General features: G+C 63.7%; 11 protein-coding genes and 1 riboswitch. Of the genes, 6 read left to right on the top strand and 5 right to left on the bottom strand.

Annotation, left to right across the window (positions count from 1 at the left end):
* Nucleotides 1-110 precede the first annotated feature (110 nt).
* Nucleotides 111-1,517: an adenosylmethionine--8-amino-7-oxononanoate transaminase gene (locus AC19YT_RS05635; protein ID WP_095109072.1), complete on the bottom strand. Its 1,407-nt coding sequence runs from the start codon at nucleotides 1,515-1,517 to the stop codon at nucleotides 111-113.
* A gap of 210 nt (nucleotides 1,518-1,727) precedes the next feature.
* Here AC19YT_RS05635 and AC19YT_RS05630 point away from each other — a divergent pair, with 210 nt between their 5' ends.
* From AC19YT_RS05630 to AC19YT_RS05620, 3 genes are all read left to right on the top strand, one after another.
* Complete coding sequence (locus AC19YT_RS05630; RefSeq protein ID WP_095109071.1) at nucleotides 1,728-3,581, top strand: flavin monoamine oxidase family protein; 1,854 nt, start codon at nucleotides 1,728-1,730, stop codon at nucleotides 3,579-3,581.
* Between the two features lie 291 nt (nucleotides 3,582-3,872).
* Nucleotides 3,873-4,424: a cytochrome b gene (locus AC19YT_RS05625; RefSeq protein ID WP_095109070.1), complete on the top strand. Its 552-nt coding sequence runs from the start codon at nucleotides 3,873-3,875 to the stop codon at nucleotides 4,422-4,424.
* A gap of 32 nt (nucleotides 4,425-4,456) precedes the next feature.
* Entirely contained in the window at nucleotides 4,457-5,035 is a 579-nt protein-coding gene (locus tag AC19YT_RS05620; protein ID WP_095109069.1) for a YceI family protein, read from the top strand.
* Between the two features lie 137 nt (nucleotides 5,036-5,172).
* On the opposite strand, the gene rhlE2 is transcribed toward AC19YT_RS05620, so the two are convergent.
* The 4 genes from rhlE2 to ahcY form a co-directional block, all read right to left on the bottom strand.
* Nucleotides 5,173-7,035 (bottom strand): RNA helicase RhlE2, encoded by a 1,863-nt coding sequence (gene rhlE2 / locus AC19YT_RS05615; protein ID WP_500609906.1) that lies wholly within the window; start codon nucleotides 7,033-7,035, stop codon nucleotides 5,173-5,175.
* 222 nt (nucleotides 7,036-7,257) lie between these two features.
* Nucleotides 7,258-8,073 carry a substrate-binding periplasmic protein gene (locus AC19YT_RS05610; protein WP_095109067.1) on the bottom strand — a complete coding sequence of 272 codons (816 nt, stop codon included), beginning with the start codon at nucleotides 8,071-8,073 and terminating at the stop codon, nucleotides 7,258-7,260.
* Between the two features lie 107 nt (nucleotides 8,074-8,180).
* Nucleotides 8,181-9,026, bottom strand: a complete 846-nt coding sequence (metF, locus tag AC19YT_RS05605; RefSeq protein ID WP_095109066.1) for a methylenetetrahydrofolate reductase [NAD(P)H] — start codon at nucleotides 9,024-9,026, stop codon at nucleotides 8,181-8,183.
* 186 nt (nucleotides 9,027-9,212) lie between these two features.
* Nucleotides 9,213-10,622: an adenosylhomocysteinase gene (ahcY, locus tag AC19YT_RS05600; RefSeq protein WP_095109065.1), complete on the bottom strand. Its 1,410-nt coding sequence runs from the start codon at nucleotides 10,620-10,622 to the stop codon at nucleotides 9,213-9,215.
* 23 nt (nucleotides 10,623-10,645) lie between these two features.
* A riboswitch (S-adenosyl-L-homocysteine riboswitch) is annotated at nucleotides 10,646-10,752 on the bottom strand.
* 185 nt (nucleotides 10,753-10,937) lie between these two features.
* Between ahcY and AC19YT_RS05595 the strand changes: the two genes are divergently transcribed.
* From AC19YT_RS05595 to AC19YT_RS05585, 3 genes are all read left to right on the top strand, one after another.
* Nucleotides 10,938-11,342, top strand: a complete 405-nt coding sequence (locus AC19YT_RS05595) for an acyl-CoA thioesterase (RefSeq protein WP_095109064.1) — start codon at nucleotides 10,938-10,940, stop codon at nucleotides 11,340-11,342.
* Between the two features lie 115 nt (nucleotides 11,343-11,457).
* A complete protein-coding gene (locus AC19YT_RS05590) occupies nucleotides 11,458-16,149 on the top strand; it encodes a dermonecrotic toxin domain-containing protein (protein ID WP_500609905.1) in 4,692 nt (1,563 codons plus the stop codon).
* A gap of 74 nt (nucleotides 16,150-16,223) precedes the next feature.
* Nucleotides 16,224-17,066: a formate/nitrite transporter family protein gene (locus AC19YT_RS05585; RefSeq protein ID WP_095109062.1), complete on the top strand. Its 843-nt coding sequence runs from the start codon at nucleotides 16,224-16,226 to the stop codon at nucleotides 17,064-17,066.
* The last annotated feature ends 22 nt before the right edge of the window (nucleotides 17,067-17,088 follow it).

Genomic DNA, 17,088 nt, shown 5'->3' with positions numbered 1-17,088 from the left:
TCTTATCGCGAGCGGGCTCGCTTTCACCGGGAACGGCGCGGGCCTTTGTGGGAGCGAGCCTGCTCGCGATGGCGGCCGCCCCGGCCCCACAAAAATAAAGGTGAACTCAATCAACCCGGATCACGAAACCCCGGGTGGAAGTTTTCCGGCACTGCCACGCTCACTGTGCTGCGGGTGGCGATGTCGATGCCTTCGCTGGCCACCTCGGCGAGGAAGTCGATCTGCTCGGGGGTAATCACGTAGGGCGGCAGGAAATACACCACGCTGCCCAGCGGGCGCAACAGGGCGCCGCGCTCCAGGGCGTGCTGGAACACCTTCAGGCCACGGCGTTCCTGCCACGGGTAGGCGGTTTTGCTGGCCTTGTCCTGAACCATCTCGATGGCCAGCACCATGCCGGTCTGGCGCACTTCGGCCACGTGGGGGTGGTCGGCCAGGTGCGCGGTGGAGGTGGCCATGCGCCGGGCCAGGGCCTTGTTGTGCTCGATGACGTTGTCTTGCTCGAAAATATCCAGGGTCGCCAGCGCCGCCGCACAGGCCAGCGGGTTGCCGGTGTAGCTGTGGGAATGGAGGAAGGCGCGCAGGGTCGGGTAGTCGTCGTAGAAGGCGCTGTACACCTCATCGGTGGTGACGCACGCCGCCAGTGGCAGGTAGCCGCCGGTCAGGGCCTTGGACAGGCACAGGAAATCCGGGCGGATGCCGGCCTGTTCGCAGGCGAACATCGTGCCCGTGCGGCCAAAACCCACGGCGATTTCGTCGAGGATCAGGTGCACGCCGTAGCGGTCGCAGGCCTCGCGCAGCAGCGTCAGGTACACCGGGTGGTACATGCGCATGCCGCCCGCGCCCTGGATCAACGGCTCGACGATCACCGCCGCCACGCTGGCATGGTGCTCGGCCAGGGTCTGCTCCATGGCGGCGAACATCGTGCGTGAGTGTTCTTCCCAGCTCACGCCTTCGGGGCGCAGGTAGCAGTCGGGGCTGGGCACCTTGAGGGTGTCTAGCAGCAGGGCCTTGTAGGTTTCGGTGAACAGCGGCACATCGCCCACCGACATCGCCGCCATGGTTTCGCCGTGGTAGCTGTTGGTCAGCGTGACGAAGCGCTTCTTGGTCGGCTGGCCGCGGTTGAGCCAGTAGTGAAAGCTCATTTTCAGCGCTACTTCGATGCAGGATGACCCGTTATCGGCGTAGAAGCACCGCGTCAGGCCTTCGGGCGTCATCTTCACCAGGCGTTCGGACAGCTCAATCACCGGTTGGTGGCTGAACCCGGCCAGGATCACGTGTTCGAGTTGGTCGACCTGGTCCTTGATGCGCTGGTTGATGCGCGGGTTGGCGTGGCCGAACACGTTGACCCACCAGGAGCTGACCGCGTCCAGGTAGCGCTTGCCTTCGAAATCTTCCAGCCACACACCTTCACCGCGCTTGATCGGGATCAGCGGCAGCTGCTCGTGGTCTTTCATCTGGGTGCACGGGTGCCACAACACCGCGAGGTCGCGCTGCATCCACTGATTATTCAGACCCATTGGGGCTCTCCTGGAGGCGGTCCGGGACATACACGGACAAACAATCGCGCAAGCCTATGCAATGCGTGGGCGCGGGACAACCCATAGCGCGCCGGGCGCGGCGATAGACGTCGCTGGCGGGCGTCTGATGCCTGACGTATCCTTCGCCGCTCTGTGAGCCGTCTGGCTTAAAAATCGGAATTTTCCTCGTTCAATACCGGAGTTCGCTGAATGTCTGCTGGTTGGCTGCGCGCCTGTGCGCTGGTGGTGATAGGGCTGTTCAGCGTGAGTGCGCTGGCCAAGGACAAACAACCGACGGCGATTGTGATCGGCGGTGGCCTGGCGGGCCTGACGGCGGCGTACGAGCTGCAAAACAAAGGTTGGCAGGTGACCTTGCTCGAAGCGCGGCCGAACCTGGGCGGGCGCTCCGGCATGGCCACCAGCGAGTGGATCGGCAACAGCAAGACCCAACCGGTGCTGAACCAGTACGTGGACGCTTTCAAACTGGGCACCACGCCCGCGCCGGAGTTCGTGCGTACCCCGGGCTACCTGATCGACGGCACCTACTTCAGCGTCGCTGACCTGGCCACCAAGCAACCGGCCACTGCCGAGGCGCTCAAGCGCTACGAAGCCACCCTCGATGACCTGGCGCGCTCGATCACCGACCCGCTCAACCCCTCGGCCAATAGCACCCTGCATGCCCTGGACCAGATCAACGTGTCCAACTGGCTCGACCGTTTGCAACTGCCGGCCACCGCGCGGCAACTGGTCAACCAGCAGATCCGCAGCCGCTACGACGAACCGTCGCGCCTGTCGCTGCTGTATTTCGCCCAGCAAAGCCGCGTCTACCGTGGCGTGGCCGACCGCGACCAGCGCGCCTCGCGCCTGCTCGGCGGCAGCCCGGTGCTGGCCCAGGCGTTCGTCAAGCAGCTGAAAACCATCAAAACCGCCTCGCCGGTGTCGGCCATCGTCCAGGGCAAGGACGGCGTCACCGTCAAGGTCGGTAGCGTCGGCTACCAGGCCGACTACGTGGTGCTGGCCGTGCCGCTGCGGGCGCTGGCCAAGATCCAGATGACCCCGGCCCTGGACGCCGTGCATCAGGGCGCCATCAAGGGCACCAACTACGGCTGGCGCGACCAGATCATGCTCAAGTTCAAGACCCCGGTGTGGGAGAGCAAGGCGCGGATGTCCGGCGAGGTGTACAGCAACGCCGGCCTGGGCATGCTGTGGATCGAGCCTGCGCTCAAGGGCGGCGCCAACGTGGTGATTAACCTGTCCGGCGACAACGCGCGGATCATGCAGGCGTTTGGCGACAAACAGATCGCCGACCAGGTGCTGATCCGCCTGCACGCTTTTTATCCACAGGCCCGTGGTGCGTTCACTGGCTATGAAATCCGCCGCTACAGCACCGACCCGTCCACCGGCGGCGCCTACCTGGCCTTTGGCCCGGGGCAGATCAGCAAATACTGGCGCCTGTGGGAGCGGCCGATCCAGCGCGTTGCCTTTGCCGGCGAGCACACCGATGCCCTCTACCCCGGCACCCTGGAAGGCGCACTGCGCAGCGGCCAGCGCGCAGCGAGCCAGGTGCAGGACCTGGCGGCGGGCAAGTCGTTCGACCCGGTAAAAGCGGCCCCTGTGGTGGCGGCTGCGGCGGCCGGTGCGGCGACGGCCAGCAAGGGTAACTTCTTCAGCAATATGTTCGGCGGCTCGTCCGACAAGCCTGCCGAGAAGAAAGCAGAGCCGGCCAAGGCCGAGGCGAAAGCCGAAGCGGGCAAGCCCGGGTTCTTCTCGCGGATGTTCGGCGGTGGCGACAAAGCTCCGGCCAAGGCGCCAGAGCCCGCGGTTGCACCGGTGGCCCCGGCTCCAGCTCCGGTGGCTGCCCCGGCCCCGGTGGAAGCGCCCAAACCTGTGGTGCCGGCCAAAGCCGAGCCGGTGAAAAAAGCCCCGGCCAAGGCCCAACCGGCGAAAAAACCACCGGTCAAAAAAGCCCCGGCCAAACCGGCCCCCGCGAAAAAGGCCCCGGCCAAGGTCGAACCGGCGAAAAAAGCCGTCGCCAAACCGGCGGCTGAGGCCAAGGCGCAGTAACCCTTCCCAACGTTCCCATGTGCCCGCATGGGAACGTGCTCCCTTTGTAGCAAGTGGGCTCGCCCGCGCTGGGGTGCGCATGTACCCCACGGTTTTTTCGGCCGCTTTGCGCCCAAGCGAGCGAGCCCGCTGGCTACGACGGCCCGTCATAAACCCGCTGTTAATCTTGCGTTAACGAGCCCGTTTCAGACTCTTGATCGTTTTTCTCGATCATTTAAAGCCAAATTTTCCGCTTTAAGTCGATAGATAACGGGTTAACCTTGCCCGCAGTTCCCACAGGATTGGCAATCAATGCAGTTACGTAATTCTTCTTCCCGTTATGGCTGGGTCAGTATTTTCATGCACTGGGGTGTGGCGCTGGCGGTTTTCGGCCTGTTCGCCCTGGGCTTGTGGATGGTTGGCCTGGACTACTACAGCACGTGGCGCAAAGACGCGCCGGATTTGCACAAGAGCATTGGCCTGACGCTGTTCGCCGTCATGCTGCTGCGGGTGGTGTGGCGCTTTGTCAGCCCGCCACCGCCGACGTTGAGCAGCTATAGCCGCCTGACGCGGCTGGGTGCCAAGGTCGGCCATTCGTTCCTGTACCTGAGCCTGTTCGCCGTGATGATTGCCGGTTACCTGATTTCCACCGCAGACGGCGCGGGCATTGCGGTGTTTGGCCTGTTTGAAGTGCCGGCGCTGGTGTCTGGCTTGCCGGACCAGGCGGACGTGGCCGGTGTCGTGCATCTATATCTGGCCTGGGCGCTGGTGGTTTTCGCCGGTTTGCACGCCCTGGCTGCCCTCAAGCACCACTTTATCGATCGTGACGCGACCCTGGCTCGTATGCTGGGGCGCAAAGCCTGATGTTCAACCTGGACTCCAAAGGAATAGAAAATATGTTGAAGAAGACTCTCGCCGCTCTGGCAATCGGTACTGCACTGTTGTCGGCCGGTCAGGCGATGGCCGCCGACTACAAGATCGACAAGGAAGGCCAGCACGCCTTCATCGATTGGAAAATCAGCCACCTGGGCTATAGCTTCATCCACGGCACCTTCAAAGACTGGGACGGTTCGTTCTCTTGGGATGCGGCCAAGCCAGAAGCCAGCAAAATCGACGTCACCCTGAAAACCGCCAGCCTGTGGAGCAACCACGCCGAGCGTGACAAGCACATCGCCAGCAAAGACTTCCTCGATGTAAGCAAGTACCCAGAGGCCAAGTTCGTCTCCACCGCGGTGAAAACCACCGGCGAGAAAACCGCTGACGTGACTGGCGACCTGACCCTGCACGGCGTGACCAAGCCCGTGGTTATCAAGGCCACTTTCAACGGCGAAGGCAAAGACCCATGGGGCGGCCAGCGGGCCGGCTTCAACGGCAGCACCACCCTGAACCTGAACGATTTCGGCATCAAAGGCCCGGGCCCAAGTTCCCAGACCCTGGACCTGGATATCTCGCTGGAAGGCGTGCAAGTGAAGTAAGGCCCCGGCCTTGAAACGAAAAAGCCCCCGGTTGTGAGACCGGGGGCTTTTTTGTGCGGCTCAAATTCCACTGAGCGCCAGTGGAACCTGTGTGGGAGCGGGCATCAAGCAGGCACTTTGCCGATGCCTACAAAAACTCAGCGGTTGCGGGTCAGCAGCGCTGGTTTTTCGCCGCGTGGGCGGCCTGGTAGTTGATCCAATTGCTCTGGAGTCAGCGAGCGATCGCTTTTGGACTCCTTGTGGATGATTTTCGGTGCCGGGCCGCTGCGTGGGTTTTGTACGGCCGGTTCCGACAAGCGTGGCTGGTCGTCACGGGCCGGGCGGCGGTTGCGTGATTCCTCGCGGCGGGCCTGGCCGTCACGTGGGGCGCCGTTGCGCGGGCCGCTGCGTTTGGCGGGGGCGGTGCCGCTGCCATTGCGTGGGCTGCCGGGGCGTGCCGCGCCACCGCTGCGGGGGGCGGCAGCGCCGGTTGCGCTGCCCTGGGCCGGAGCACCCGGACGACGGCCGCGACCCTGGGCAGGTTTCTGCTGGGGCACGTAGTCGACGCGGTTGCCGAAGTTGTCGATGTCGTCGTCCAGGAACTCGTCCGGGGCGCGGTCGGCGGCCCGTGGTGGCTGGCTCGGCTGGCGCTGTTCGCGGGCCGGAGTGCCTTCACGGGGTTTTTGTTCGCGGGCCGGGCGTTCGCCACGGGCAGCGGCGGGTTTTTCCTTGCCGCCCTTGTCCTTGCCTTTGTCCTTGCGACCACCGCCGCCACCGCCGCCGTTCGGGCCATCGCCACGCGGGCCACGGGGGTTGCGCGGGTTACGAACGTCCGGGCGCTCGCGCACTTCCGGTTTTTCGGCTTCCACCGTGCTGGCGTCAAAACCCATCAGGTCGCCGTCGGCGATTTTCTGCTTGGTCATGCGCTCGATGCTTTTGAGCAGCTTTTCTTCGTCCGGCGCGACCAGCGAGATCGCCTCGCCCGAGCGACCGGCGCGGCCGGTACGGCCGATGCGGTGCACGTAGTCTTCGTCAACGTTGGGCAGCTCGAAGTTGACCACGTGGGGCAACTGGTCGATGTCCAGGCCGCGAGCGGCGATATCGGTGGCCACCAGGATGCGCACTTCACCGGCCTTGAAGTCGGCCAGGGCTTTGGTGCGGGCGTTCTGGCTCTTGTTGCCGTGGATGGCGACGGCGCTCAGGCCGTGTTTGTCCAGGTACTCGGCCAAGCGGTTGGCGCCGTGCTTGGTGCGGGTGAAGACCAGGACCTGTTCCCAGGCGCCAGCGGTAATCAGGTGGGCCAGCAATGCACGCTTGTGGCTGGCGGGCAGGCGGAATACCCGTTGCTCGATGCGCTCGACCGTGGTGTTGGGCGGCGTGACTTCGATGCGCTCGGGGTTGTGCAGCAGCTTGCCGGCCAGGTCGGTGATGTCCTTGGAGAACGTCGCCGAGAACAGCAGGTTCTGGCGCTTGCTGGGCAGGCGCGCGAGAACTTTCTTCACGTCATGGACAAAGCCCATGTCGAGCATGCGGTCGGCTTCGTCCAGCACGAGGATTTCAACGTGGGACAAGTCAACGCTGCCCTGGCCGCACAGGTCGAGCAAACGACCGGGGCATGCCACCAGCACGTCAACACCGCGGGACATGGCCTGAACCTGCGGGTTCATGCCGACGCCGCCGAAGATGCAGGCGCTGACGAACTTGAGGTCGCGGGCATAGAGCTTGAAGCTCTCGTGCACCTGGGCGGCCAGTTCGCGGGTGGGGGTCAGGACCAGGACGCGCGGTTGGCGCGGGCCGTGACGCTGGGATTTGTCCGGGTGACCGTTGGGGAACAACCGCTCCAGGATCGGGAGGGCGAAACCGCCGGTTTTACCAGTACCTGTCTGTGCCGCAACCATGAGGTCGCGACCTTGCAACACGGCGGGAATGGCCCGCTGTTGCACCGGAGTAGGCTCGGTATAGCCCGCCGCTTCGATGGCACGGACTAAAGCCTCGGAGAGACCGAGGGAAGCAAAGGACATGAGTAATCCTGTTTTAGTTAGGGCTTGGCCCAGAGGGATAGTCTTGCCGGGTGCGAATCACGTTTAAGGGGACGAGATCCCGTCCGGTCCAGCTCGAACCTGGCGCCTCGTGCAGCGCTCGCGCGGGCTCTGTGGCTGCGCTGTAGCGGTGTTGGGAGGCGTGTTGCTAGGTCCGGTGTCCGGGCGTCAGCCTGGCGGAAAGGCCGCAGTATAACAGAGCAATCACTGCGCGCTGCTTTCCTGCTGCTCAACGGTGCCTGGCGCCCGTTGCAGGGGGATGCCCGGTTCGCTGGCCAGGATGTGCATGCTGGCGTATTTGGCGCTCAGTTCAGCGTAGGCCGGCTCTTGCTTGAAGCGCTTGAGCTCCGCGCCAAAGCGTTGCACCAGCAGGTCCATGCCGGCACTGCGGCGCACCGCGAGGAACTGGCTGTTGCTGCTCACAACCTTGGGTTGCTGGCTGATCTGGTCGTTGAGTTGCAGTTCGTTGACCACCAATTGCCCGACGCGGCGGTCGGTGATGAGCATGTCGATGCGCCCGCGCAGCAGTTTGCCGAAGTTGGCTTCGTGGCTGGGCGCCGGCTCGCGGGTGAACAGGTTGGAGGTGCTGAACTGCGTGCTGTACAGGTAGCCGGGCGAGGTGCCGATGGTCAGGCCGCGCAGGTCGTCGAGGCTGTCGAAACGGTGGGGGCGGGCGTTGGCATAGAACAGGACGAATTCCACTTCGGACAGTGGCTCGCTGGGGTATAGCAGGGTGAGTTCGCGTTCGGCGCTGTGGAAGATGTCCAGGGCGCCGTCGGCCTGGCCCAGTTCCAGCATCGCCAGGCAGCGTTTCCAAGGCAGAAATTGCCACTCCACCTCGATCTCCAGGCGCTTGAACACGATGGCCGTGGTTTCGTAGTCCAGGCCAAGGGCCACGCCGTTTTCCTCGTACACGTAAGGCGCCCAGGGCTCGGTGACAATACGGATTTTCTCGCCCCGGGCGCTAAAGCTCAGGCAAGTGATGAGAAGGGCGACGAGTAACTGCGCAATCACGGGCATGCCTTGAGATTACGACGAGATATGGCAAAGAGCCAGAAAGCAGCTGCGAGCTGTAAGCGACAAGCTGCAAGAGCTTGCTGCTTACAGCTTGTAACTTGCAGTTGCCCTTACCGTGGCAGCTTGAGGTTGTTCCACACCGCCAGGCTCGGTTCGGCCTGGTTGAGGGTGTAGAAGTGCAGCCCTGGTGCGCCGCCTTGCAGCAGGCGTTCGCACATCTGGGTGATGACCTCTTCGCCGAAGGCCTGGATGCTCTTGACGTCATCGCCGTAGGCTTCCAGTTGCTTGCGCACCCAGCGTGGGATTTCTGCCCCGCAGGCGTCGGAGAAGCGCGCCAGCTTGCTGTAGTTGGTGATCGGCATGATGCCGGGCACGATCGGGATGTTCACGCCCATCGCCCGTACCCGCTCGACGAAGTAGAAGTAGCTGTCGGCGTTGAAGAAGTACTGAGTGATGGCACTGTCGGCGCCGGCGTTGGCCTTGCGCACGAAGTTGACGAGATCATCTTCGAAATTACGCGCTTGTGGGTGCATCTCCGGGTAAGCCGCCACTTCGATGTGGAAGTGATCGCCGCTTTCTTCGCGGATGAAACTCACCAGGTCATTGGCGTAGCGCAACTCGCCGCTGGCGATGCCCATGCCTGACGGCAGGTCGCCGCGCAGGGCGACGATGCGCTTGATGCCCGCTTCCTGGTACTGGGCCAGCAGGCCACGCAGGTCGGCCTTGCTGTCGCCGACGCAGGACAGGTGCGGCGCAGCAGGGATTTTTACTTCACTTTCCAGCTGCAGCACGGTGTTGATCGTGCGGTCGCGGGTCGAACCCCCGGCACCGTAGGTGCAGGAGAAGAAGTCGGGGTTGTAGCCGGCCAGTTGACGGGCGGTGGCGAGCAGTTTTTCGTGCCCGGCATCGGTCTTGGTCGGAAAGAACTCGAAGCTGTAGCGACGGTCTTGGGACATGTCGGAATCTCCAGCCAAAAGCTGCAAGCTTTAAGCGGCAAGAGGGCGGGGCGCCGGGTCTTGTGGCTTGAAGCTCACCGCTTGTAGCTGCTCAATGAGCGATGAAGTAGCAAGCCACAAGCTTCAAGCCACCAGTAAACGCATCGCCTTTACTTGCCGCTTGAAGCTTGCCGCTTGCCGCTGCTGTCAGTACCGGTAGGCGTGCGGCTTGAACGGGCCTTCGACCGTCACGCCGATGTAGTCGGCCTGGGTCTTGGTCAGTTGGGTCACGACGCCGCCGAAACCGCGGACCATTTCCAGGGCCACTTCTTCGTCGAGTTTTTTCGGCAGCACTTCAACGGTCAGGCGCTCGGCTTTCTGGGCCGGCGACAGGTCGGCGTATTTCTGGCCGAACAGGAAGATCTGCGCCAGTACCTGGTTGGCGAACGAGCCGTCCATGATGCGGCTCGGGTGGCCGGTGGCGTTGCCCAGGTTCACCAGGCGGCCTTCGGCCAGCAGGATCAGGTAGTCGTCGTTCTGCGCGTCGAAATCGCCAGGGCCGGTGCGGTGGATCTTGTGCACCTGCGGCTTCACTTCTTCCCACGCCCAGTTCTTACGCATGAAAGCGGTGTCGATTTCGTTGTCGAAGTGGCCGATGTTGCACACCACGGCGCGCTTTTTCAGGGCCTTGAGCATGTTGGAATCGCACACATTGACGTTGCCGGTGGTGGTCACGATCAGGTCGATCTTGCCCAGCAGCGCTTTGTCGATGCTCGCTTCAGTGCCGGTGTTGATCCCGTCGATGAACGGCGAAACCAGCTCGAAACCGTCCATGCAGGCTTGCATGGCGCAGATCGGGTCGACTTCCGAGACCTTGACGATCATGCCTTCCTGGCGCAGCGACTGGGCCGAGCCCTTGCCCACGTCGCCGTAGCCGATCACCAGGGCCTGCTTGCCGGACAGCAAGTGGTCGGTGCCGCGCTTGATGGCGTCGTTGAGGCTGTGACGGCAGCCGTACTTGTTGTCGTTCTTGCTCTTGGTCACCGAGTCGTTGACGTTGATGGCCGGGATTTTCAGCTCGCCCTTGGCCAGCATGTCCAGTAGGCGATGCACGCCGGTGGTGGTTTCTTCGGTCACGCCGTGGACGCGTTCGAGAACGGCCGGGTACTTCTTGTGCAGCAGCTCGGTGAGGTCACCGCCGTCGTCGAGGATCATGTTGGCGTCCCATGGCGCGCCATCCTTGAGGATGGTCTGCTCCAGGCACCATTCGTACTCTTGCTCGGTCTCGCCTTTCCAGGCGAACACCGGGATGCCGGCGGCGGCGATGGACGCGGCGGCCTGGTCCTGGGTGGAGAAGATGTTGCACGACGACCAGCGGACTTCGGCGCCCAGGGCAACCAGGGTCTCGATCAGCACGGCGGTCTGGATGGTCATGTGGATGCAGCCGAGGATCTTCGCGCCCTTGAGCGGTTGCTCGCCGGCGTATTTGCGGCGCAGGCCCATCAGGGCGGGCATTTCCGATTCGGCGATGATGGTTTCGCGACGGCCCCAGGCAGCCAGGGACATGTCGGCGACTTTGTAGTCGGTAAAATCTGCAGGCGTGTTGACAGCGCTCATGAAGAGCCTCCATTCGTTTTGAGTGCGAATGGGCGCCGTTGTGCGTTTAAGGCCGGGCCGGATCATCCTGGCCAGACAACGCCCCATCCGAGCCTGACAGGTAGAACCTGCTGCAGCGCCCCTCGGACAGGTGGCGGGAAACGGCGTTTGCCGTGTTTGAAGCGGTGGGGATTATAGCGGGGTTTGCGCGGCAAGTTGCAAGCTGCAAGCGGCAAGTAAGGGCAGGAGCGCTTTTAACTTGCAGCTTGGCGCTCAAAACTCGAAGCTGGGAGGGCAACACCCCCCCGCAAATTGCCCACCCCCTCGGAGCCCCCCATGAATTTCCACACCCGCAAATGGGTCAAACCCGAAGACCTCAACCCCAACGGCACGCTGTTCGGCGGCAGCCTGCTGCGCTGGATCGACGAAGAAGCGGCGATCTACGCCATCGTCCAGTTGGGTAACCAGCGCGTGGTCACCAAGTACATTTCCGAGATCAACTTCGTCAGCGCCTCGCGCCAGGGTGACATCATCGAGTTGGGCATCACTGCCACCGAATTCGGCCGCACCTCCATCACCCTGACCTGTGAAGTGCGCAACAAGATCACCCGCAAAAGTATCCTCACCGTGGAAAAAATGGTCTTCGTCAACCTCGGTGAAGACGGCCTGCCCGCGCCCCACGGGCGCACCGAAATCAAATACGTGAAGGATCAGTTCAGCGCCGAAGGCATCGGCGAGTAACCGGCCACGCGATACCCCGCTACCACCGTTACCACCCCGTCGCCCGCCAGGCTTGGCGACGGGCTGACTGACCCATACCGCGTCCAGGGCCCGCACCTTTTACTAGGAGGCGATCATGGCCCTGACACCTAACGGCCCGTCCCACTACGTGCCCCTGGCGGCCCTGGCCGTGAAGATCCAGACGCTGTTCGCCGAGCGCTCGACCCTGGTCCAGGCTGTCGCCCGGGACCTGCGCCGCAGCCTGCTCGATAGCTACCCGAACCTGGACATCACCGACCAACTCCCCGTGCTGCTGACCCCGCGCTATCACTATGAGAACAAGGTCATCACGGCCCTACCGGCCGCCCACACGCCGCTGGTGGAGGTGTTGATCCAACGTTTCGTCGACGATAAACACGTCGATTTCGGTAATGGTGAGGTCATCACCGACGAGCCTGCCCGCCATCCGCCACGGGCCGGCGCCCTCAAGCCCTTCGACGCCGAAACCGCGATCAACGCCCGTGGCGCGCAGTTGCTACGCACCTGCCAGAGCGCCTTGATCGAGGATTGGACGAGCCTTTCGTACCAGGCTAAAAGCCGTTTCGAGGCCTTGGCGGGGCTGCTCAAGGACGGTTTCAGGGACGTGGCCGCACAAACCGCCACGCTGGATGTCGACCAGCAGCAGATGGTCAGTGACGTGGTGCAGGTGGCGGACAACAACCTGCGCCAATCCGGCGTGCGCGCCTACCTGGTCGACCAGTGGGGCGAGGAGGGCAGCCCCCATCTGGAGCTGCTGCGGGGCATGGTGCTGATCGCGCCCAAGGCTTCGGGCGAGCACGTGTTGCTGTTCACCCTGGGCGCGGGGGTCGAGGTGTTCGACTCCCGCGCAGCCTTGGGCGCGGCGCTGCCCAGGTGGTTGACGGGCCTGCGGCCGGGGAAAGCGATGCAATGGCGCCTGTACGAACCCGGAGCCAATATTTTCGACAGCTTTGCCCTGACCTTCCTGGCCAAGCAACTGGCCGACCTGGGGCAGCTGGCCAACTATGGCCGGCAGTTTCCCTTCTGGGGCAGTGCTGCGCTCAAGGGTGCGCATTCTTGGATCACAGGCGATTTCGACAGCCTGCAACTGGCCGATAACCACGACCTGCAACGCCTCTACAGTGCCTTACCGTCGTGGCTCAAGCAGGTCGACCGGGATTTGCGCAGCCTGTTCAGCCAACAGATGCGCCAAATGGCTGAACTGACCGGACGTGCGGGCTGGAAGTTTTTCAACGAGGGCGTGCCGACGATTCTCGATTTCACCCGTGAACGCTTGGTCGCGCAGTATCCCCAGGCCAGTGACGTCAAGCCCGATGACGTGCAGCTCACCATCCACACGGTGCGCGGCGCGTCGGCGGCGGGCGGCTTCCCGGTGAAGGTCATCACCACGCTGCTCGAAGTCGCCCTGGAGAACCTCGCGGCGCTGCCGGGCGATGCCATCAGCGTGCAGTTGCGCGACGGCAGCCCGCCGCCGGCATGGATGAACGCCCAGGCAATCAAAAAACTGGTGACCGACGCCGACATCGGCCGCACCTACCCGGAGCTGGTCAGCGCCAAGCTGCGCGACGATCAAGCCGAGGTAGCCTGGCGTAGCCAGCACTTTGCCGAGCAGTTGCGCATCGAGTTGCCCATGGTCGCCCTCCAAGCCCTGTGTCGCGGCCATGGCGGGGTGACGCGCAAGGGCTACGACTGCGTGGCGGCGGTGGTCAGGGAGACGCCGGAACAGCGTTATGTCGGCGACCAGGCCATCGTGCTGCGCCCGCTTGGCTTTCGCACGGGCGCCGATGTCAGCCCGGACAACGTGCTGAACATGTTCGTGATCGGCCCCAAGGACTTCGAGCAAGGCCCGCACCTGCTCTACCGGCCCATGAGCGAGGAGAAACTGCTGGAGTTCAGCTCGCACGAGGCGCTGTTCGAGGCCATAAAGCAACCGGGAACGTTGCAGCAGCAGGTGCTGGCTTGGATGAGCCGCGAAGCGCGCACGGTGTACCAGGGGGAAGGGTTCAACGTGCCGCACTTCAAGAGCATCGATGGCCTGGCGATGCTGTTCGACGCCATGTTCAGCAAGCCGGCGCTACTGAGCCGCGATGAGGTCTCGGGCGACTACCTCGCTCACCTCTACCACAGCCAGGTACGCGCCACCCTGGAGCTGGCGGACCGCCAATCGGTGTCCAACAGCGAGAACCTCTGGGCGCGACGCCTGGAGGGCTTGGCCCTGGGCTTGAACAGCGTGCTGTCGTTCGTCACTGGCCCCGCCGCCGTGGTGGGCTGGATGCTGGTGGCCTGGGATGTGCAAGGGCAGATCAACGCCGCCCACAACAACCCGACGCAGGACAAGAGCGCGGTGATGGCCGGGTTCTTCTTGAACATGGCGCTGGTGTTGATGCACTACTCCCGCACCGAAATCAGCAGCGCACGCCTGGAACGCGTGAAGGTAGACGAGGCGTTGACCGTGCCCGCTGCCGAAGAAGCCGCCGTGGCGCTCAAACCATTGCCTGAGGCCCGAGCCCAGAACGCCAGCCTCACGGCCACGGTGCCGATCGATTATGGCTTCGTGTTCACCTCCACCCGGTTGACCCCGGCCCAGGAGGCAGACCTCAAAAGCTTTGCCGTGCCCGCGCCGCAAGGCGCCCAACGGCTCAGCGCGGGCACGCTGGCCGGGCTCTATCAGAACGCCACTGGCCTGTACGCGAACCTGGCCGATGGCTGGTTCCCGGTCACGAGGCAGCCCGACGGGGTGCGCGTGCAAGCAACCGACGCTCGCCCAGGGCCGTGGCTCAAGCCCCAGGGCAACGGCCAGTGGGTGCTGGACCTGCGCCTGCGCCTGGCCGGCGGCAGCCTGGGCCTGCAAGGGCAGGTGAGCCAGGCCCAGATCACGCTCAAGGAGCGTTTCACCAGCCTGTACCGGGCCTTCGAGGCTCGCGAGCACCTGGAGGCGGGTTTGGTCGCCAGGGTCCTGGCGGAAAACGGCTTTGACAATCGCCTCAAACGCATCGAGATCGAGCAGGCCAAGGCGCTGGTGCAGGGCGAACAGTCGCGCGAACTGCTGGACCTCTTGGAACAGCGGCGGCGCTTCGAGGTAGTGCGCCACTATGCCAAGACCCGCAGCGCGCTGATGGCTGGGCGGGTGGACTGCCTGCGCATCCAGGTGCGCCTGCTGGAGCAAAAACGCCATTTGATCTGCGAGCGTTTGGCGGGGGCGCCCAGCCACAGCTATTTCCTCAACCTGGGGGAGGTGGCCAAGCGCAACCCCTCGCTGGAATTTCGCACCACCCTGGGCCAAATCGTCGCCCTGCATGACGAGGCGATAACCCTTTGCCGGGAAGAGCAGCAAACCTTCGCCCTGATGCTCAAGGAAGCGGTGGCGGGCGATGTCAATGTGGCGCGCCTGGACACGCCCGAGTTCAAGGGCAAGGCCGCGATCGCGCGCTGGCAGGAAGCGTCCCTGCGCCCGCGGGTGCTGCTGTGCCTCAAGACCCAGGTCGCGCCCCATCAGCGCGAAGGCCTGGCCCTGCTGACCCAGGCCAACCTGTATTGCCGGATGAAACTGGCCACGTACCGCGAGCTGTTCGACGCCCCGGCCCTGGGCCTGGAAACCCGCGCCCGGGTATTGAACGACGTGATTGATGCCCTGGCCTGGGAGCATGTGCGCTTGCACAGGCTGGAGGGCGAACTCAACGGTTTTGTCGATCAACCGGCCTTGAGTGAATACCGCGCTTTCCTCTTGGGCGTGCGCCAGGACATCGTTGGCGAAACCCTGGAGCATTACGCCCGAGCGGCCACCGCGCCGGCATCGGCCATGCAGAGTGATGAGGTGGGCGAGCACCGGTTGCTGATCCGCCATGAACGCCTGGGCTTGCTGATAGCCGTCAAGGGGGAGCGCATCGCATCCAGCAGCAGTAGCAGTAGCAGCACCGCCAGTGAGCCGGAAAACGGCAACGAGCCGGGCACGGGCCGTGAGGGTGTCGCGGAGCTGGAGGGTCACGACGGCTCGCTCACGTTTTCGCTGGATGGCTTTGTGCAGTTCATCGACCCCTATACCGGTGCGGCTTACGCCGGGTTGAGAAAAACGATCTCTGAACAAAACATCCATTGGGACTTGGTGGCCCCGACGGTGGAGCGCCCCAGCCAAGCCCTGATGCGCTACATGAATGCCTTGCGCGTGCTGCGCCGCGGCGAGGCGCGTCTGGCCGACCTGGCGAATCTGGAGAGCAACCCATTGGTCTCGGTGCAGTTGCTACAGGCCGAGGCAGAAATCATGGCCGATGAACTGCGGATTTTTTACCAACTGTTCGAGGACCGCGATGTGCTGGACGTCAGCCTGATGAACCAGATGGATGGTGTGGCACGGCAGTTGAGCGACAAGAGCCGCGAAGTGGCGCAGCGCATGATTCTGGCCCGCGACCCGACCCCTGCCGGGGTGCGCCAATTGCTGAACGAGGGCGTAGTGGAAATCAAGGAAGTGCTGGCCACCGGGCGCGAGCCGGGCGCCGGCACGCCGCCGCTGTTTCGCAGCTTCTACATCAGTAAGGTGCCGGCGGTGGGTGCGCCGCCCACGGCGGTGGAGATTCTCTGGTTCGCCCATTTTCACTATGCCCCTCAGCGCACCGACAGCCGGGGCCTGGGCTTTACCCGGGCGCATCTGAAGCGCTACGTACGCCACTCCGAAACCTTCGACCAGCAAATCCGTAACGCCCGAAACGACGAGCAAGTGCTCAACGTGCTGCGCACCACCCTCGACCATGAGGCGGCGCAGGGGTTGTTCTTCCCCCAGGAGACTTTGCCCTGATTGCACGGCACCACCGAACAGCCTGCGGCGCGGGAGGTCGTACCTGTACGCCCCCCCTTCGCCCCAGGAATACCATGGCCACGCCAAACGACGGCAAGACCCCCAATCTGTCGGCCCGCGAGCAGCACGAAGTCGACAAAAACCAGCCGCCCCGCGCGGCGGTGTTGCACGAAATCATCCGCGCCCAGGGCGAGCAGGAGCTGGAGCGCAGCATCGCCGCGCTTTGGTGGTCGGCGCTGGCGGCGGGGTTGACCATGGGCCTGTCGCTGATGGCGATGGGCTTGCTCAACTCGCGCCTGCCGGACGGCGAGGGCTTCAAGGTGATCGCCAGTTTCGGCTATTGCGCGGGGTTTCTCGCGGTGATCCTGGCGCGCCAGCAACTGTTCACCGAAAACACCCTGACTGCCGTGCTGCCGGTGATGACCAAGCCGTCGCTGAACAACTTCGCCCGCTTGATCCGCCTGTGGTCCGTGGTGCTGGTGGGTAACCTGTGCGGCACCTTGCTGGTGGCCTACGTGATGCTGCACTTGCCGATCTTCGACAGCAAAACCGACCTGGCCTTCCTGGAAATCGGGCGCAAGGTCATGGAAAACCACACCGGCCAGATGTTCGCCAAGGGCATTATTTCCGGGTGGATGATCGCCACTATGGTGTGGATGATCCCGTCCATGGAGAGCGCCAAGATGTGGATCATCATCCTCATCACCTACCTGATGGCCCTGGGGGATTTCACCCACATCGTCGTCGGCTCGGCGGAGGTGTCGTACCTGGTGTTCGCCGGGGAACTGGGCTGGAAGGACTTCTGGCTGGGCTTCGCCGGGCCGACGCTGGCGGGCAACATCATTGGCGGCAGCTTCATCTTTGCCTTGCTCAGCCATGCGCAAATCCGCAGCGAAGCCACCGTGCCCAAGGCGTAGGTAGTTGAGGGGAAAAGGTTTT

Source organism: Pseudomonas sp. MF08875 (assembly GCF_059862525.1).
Note: the sequence above shows the minus strand (reverse complement) of the source record. Positions and strands in the feature narration are given on the sequence as shown.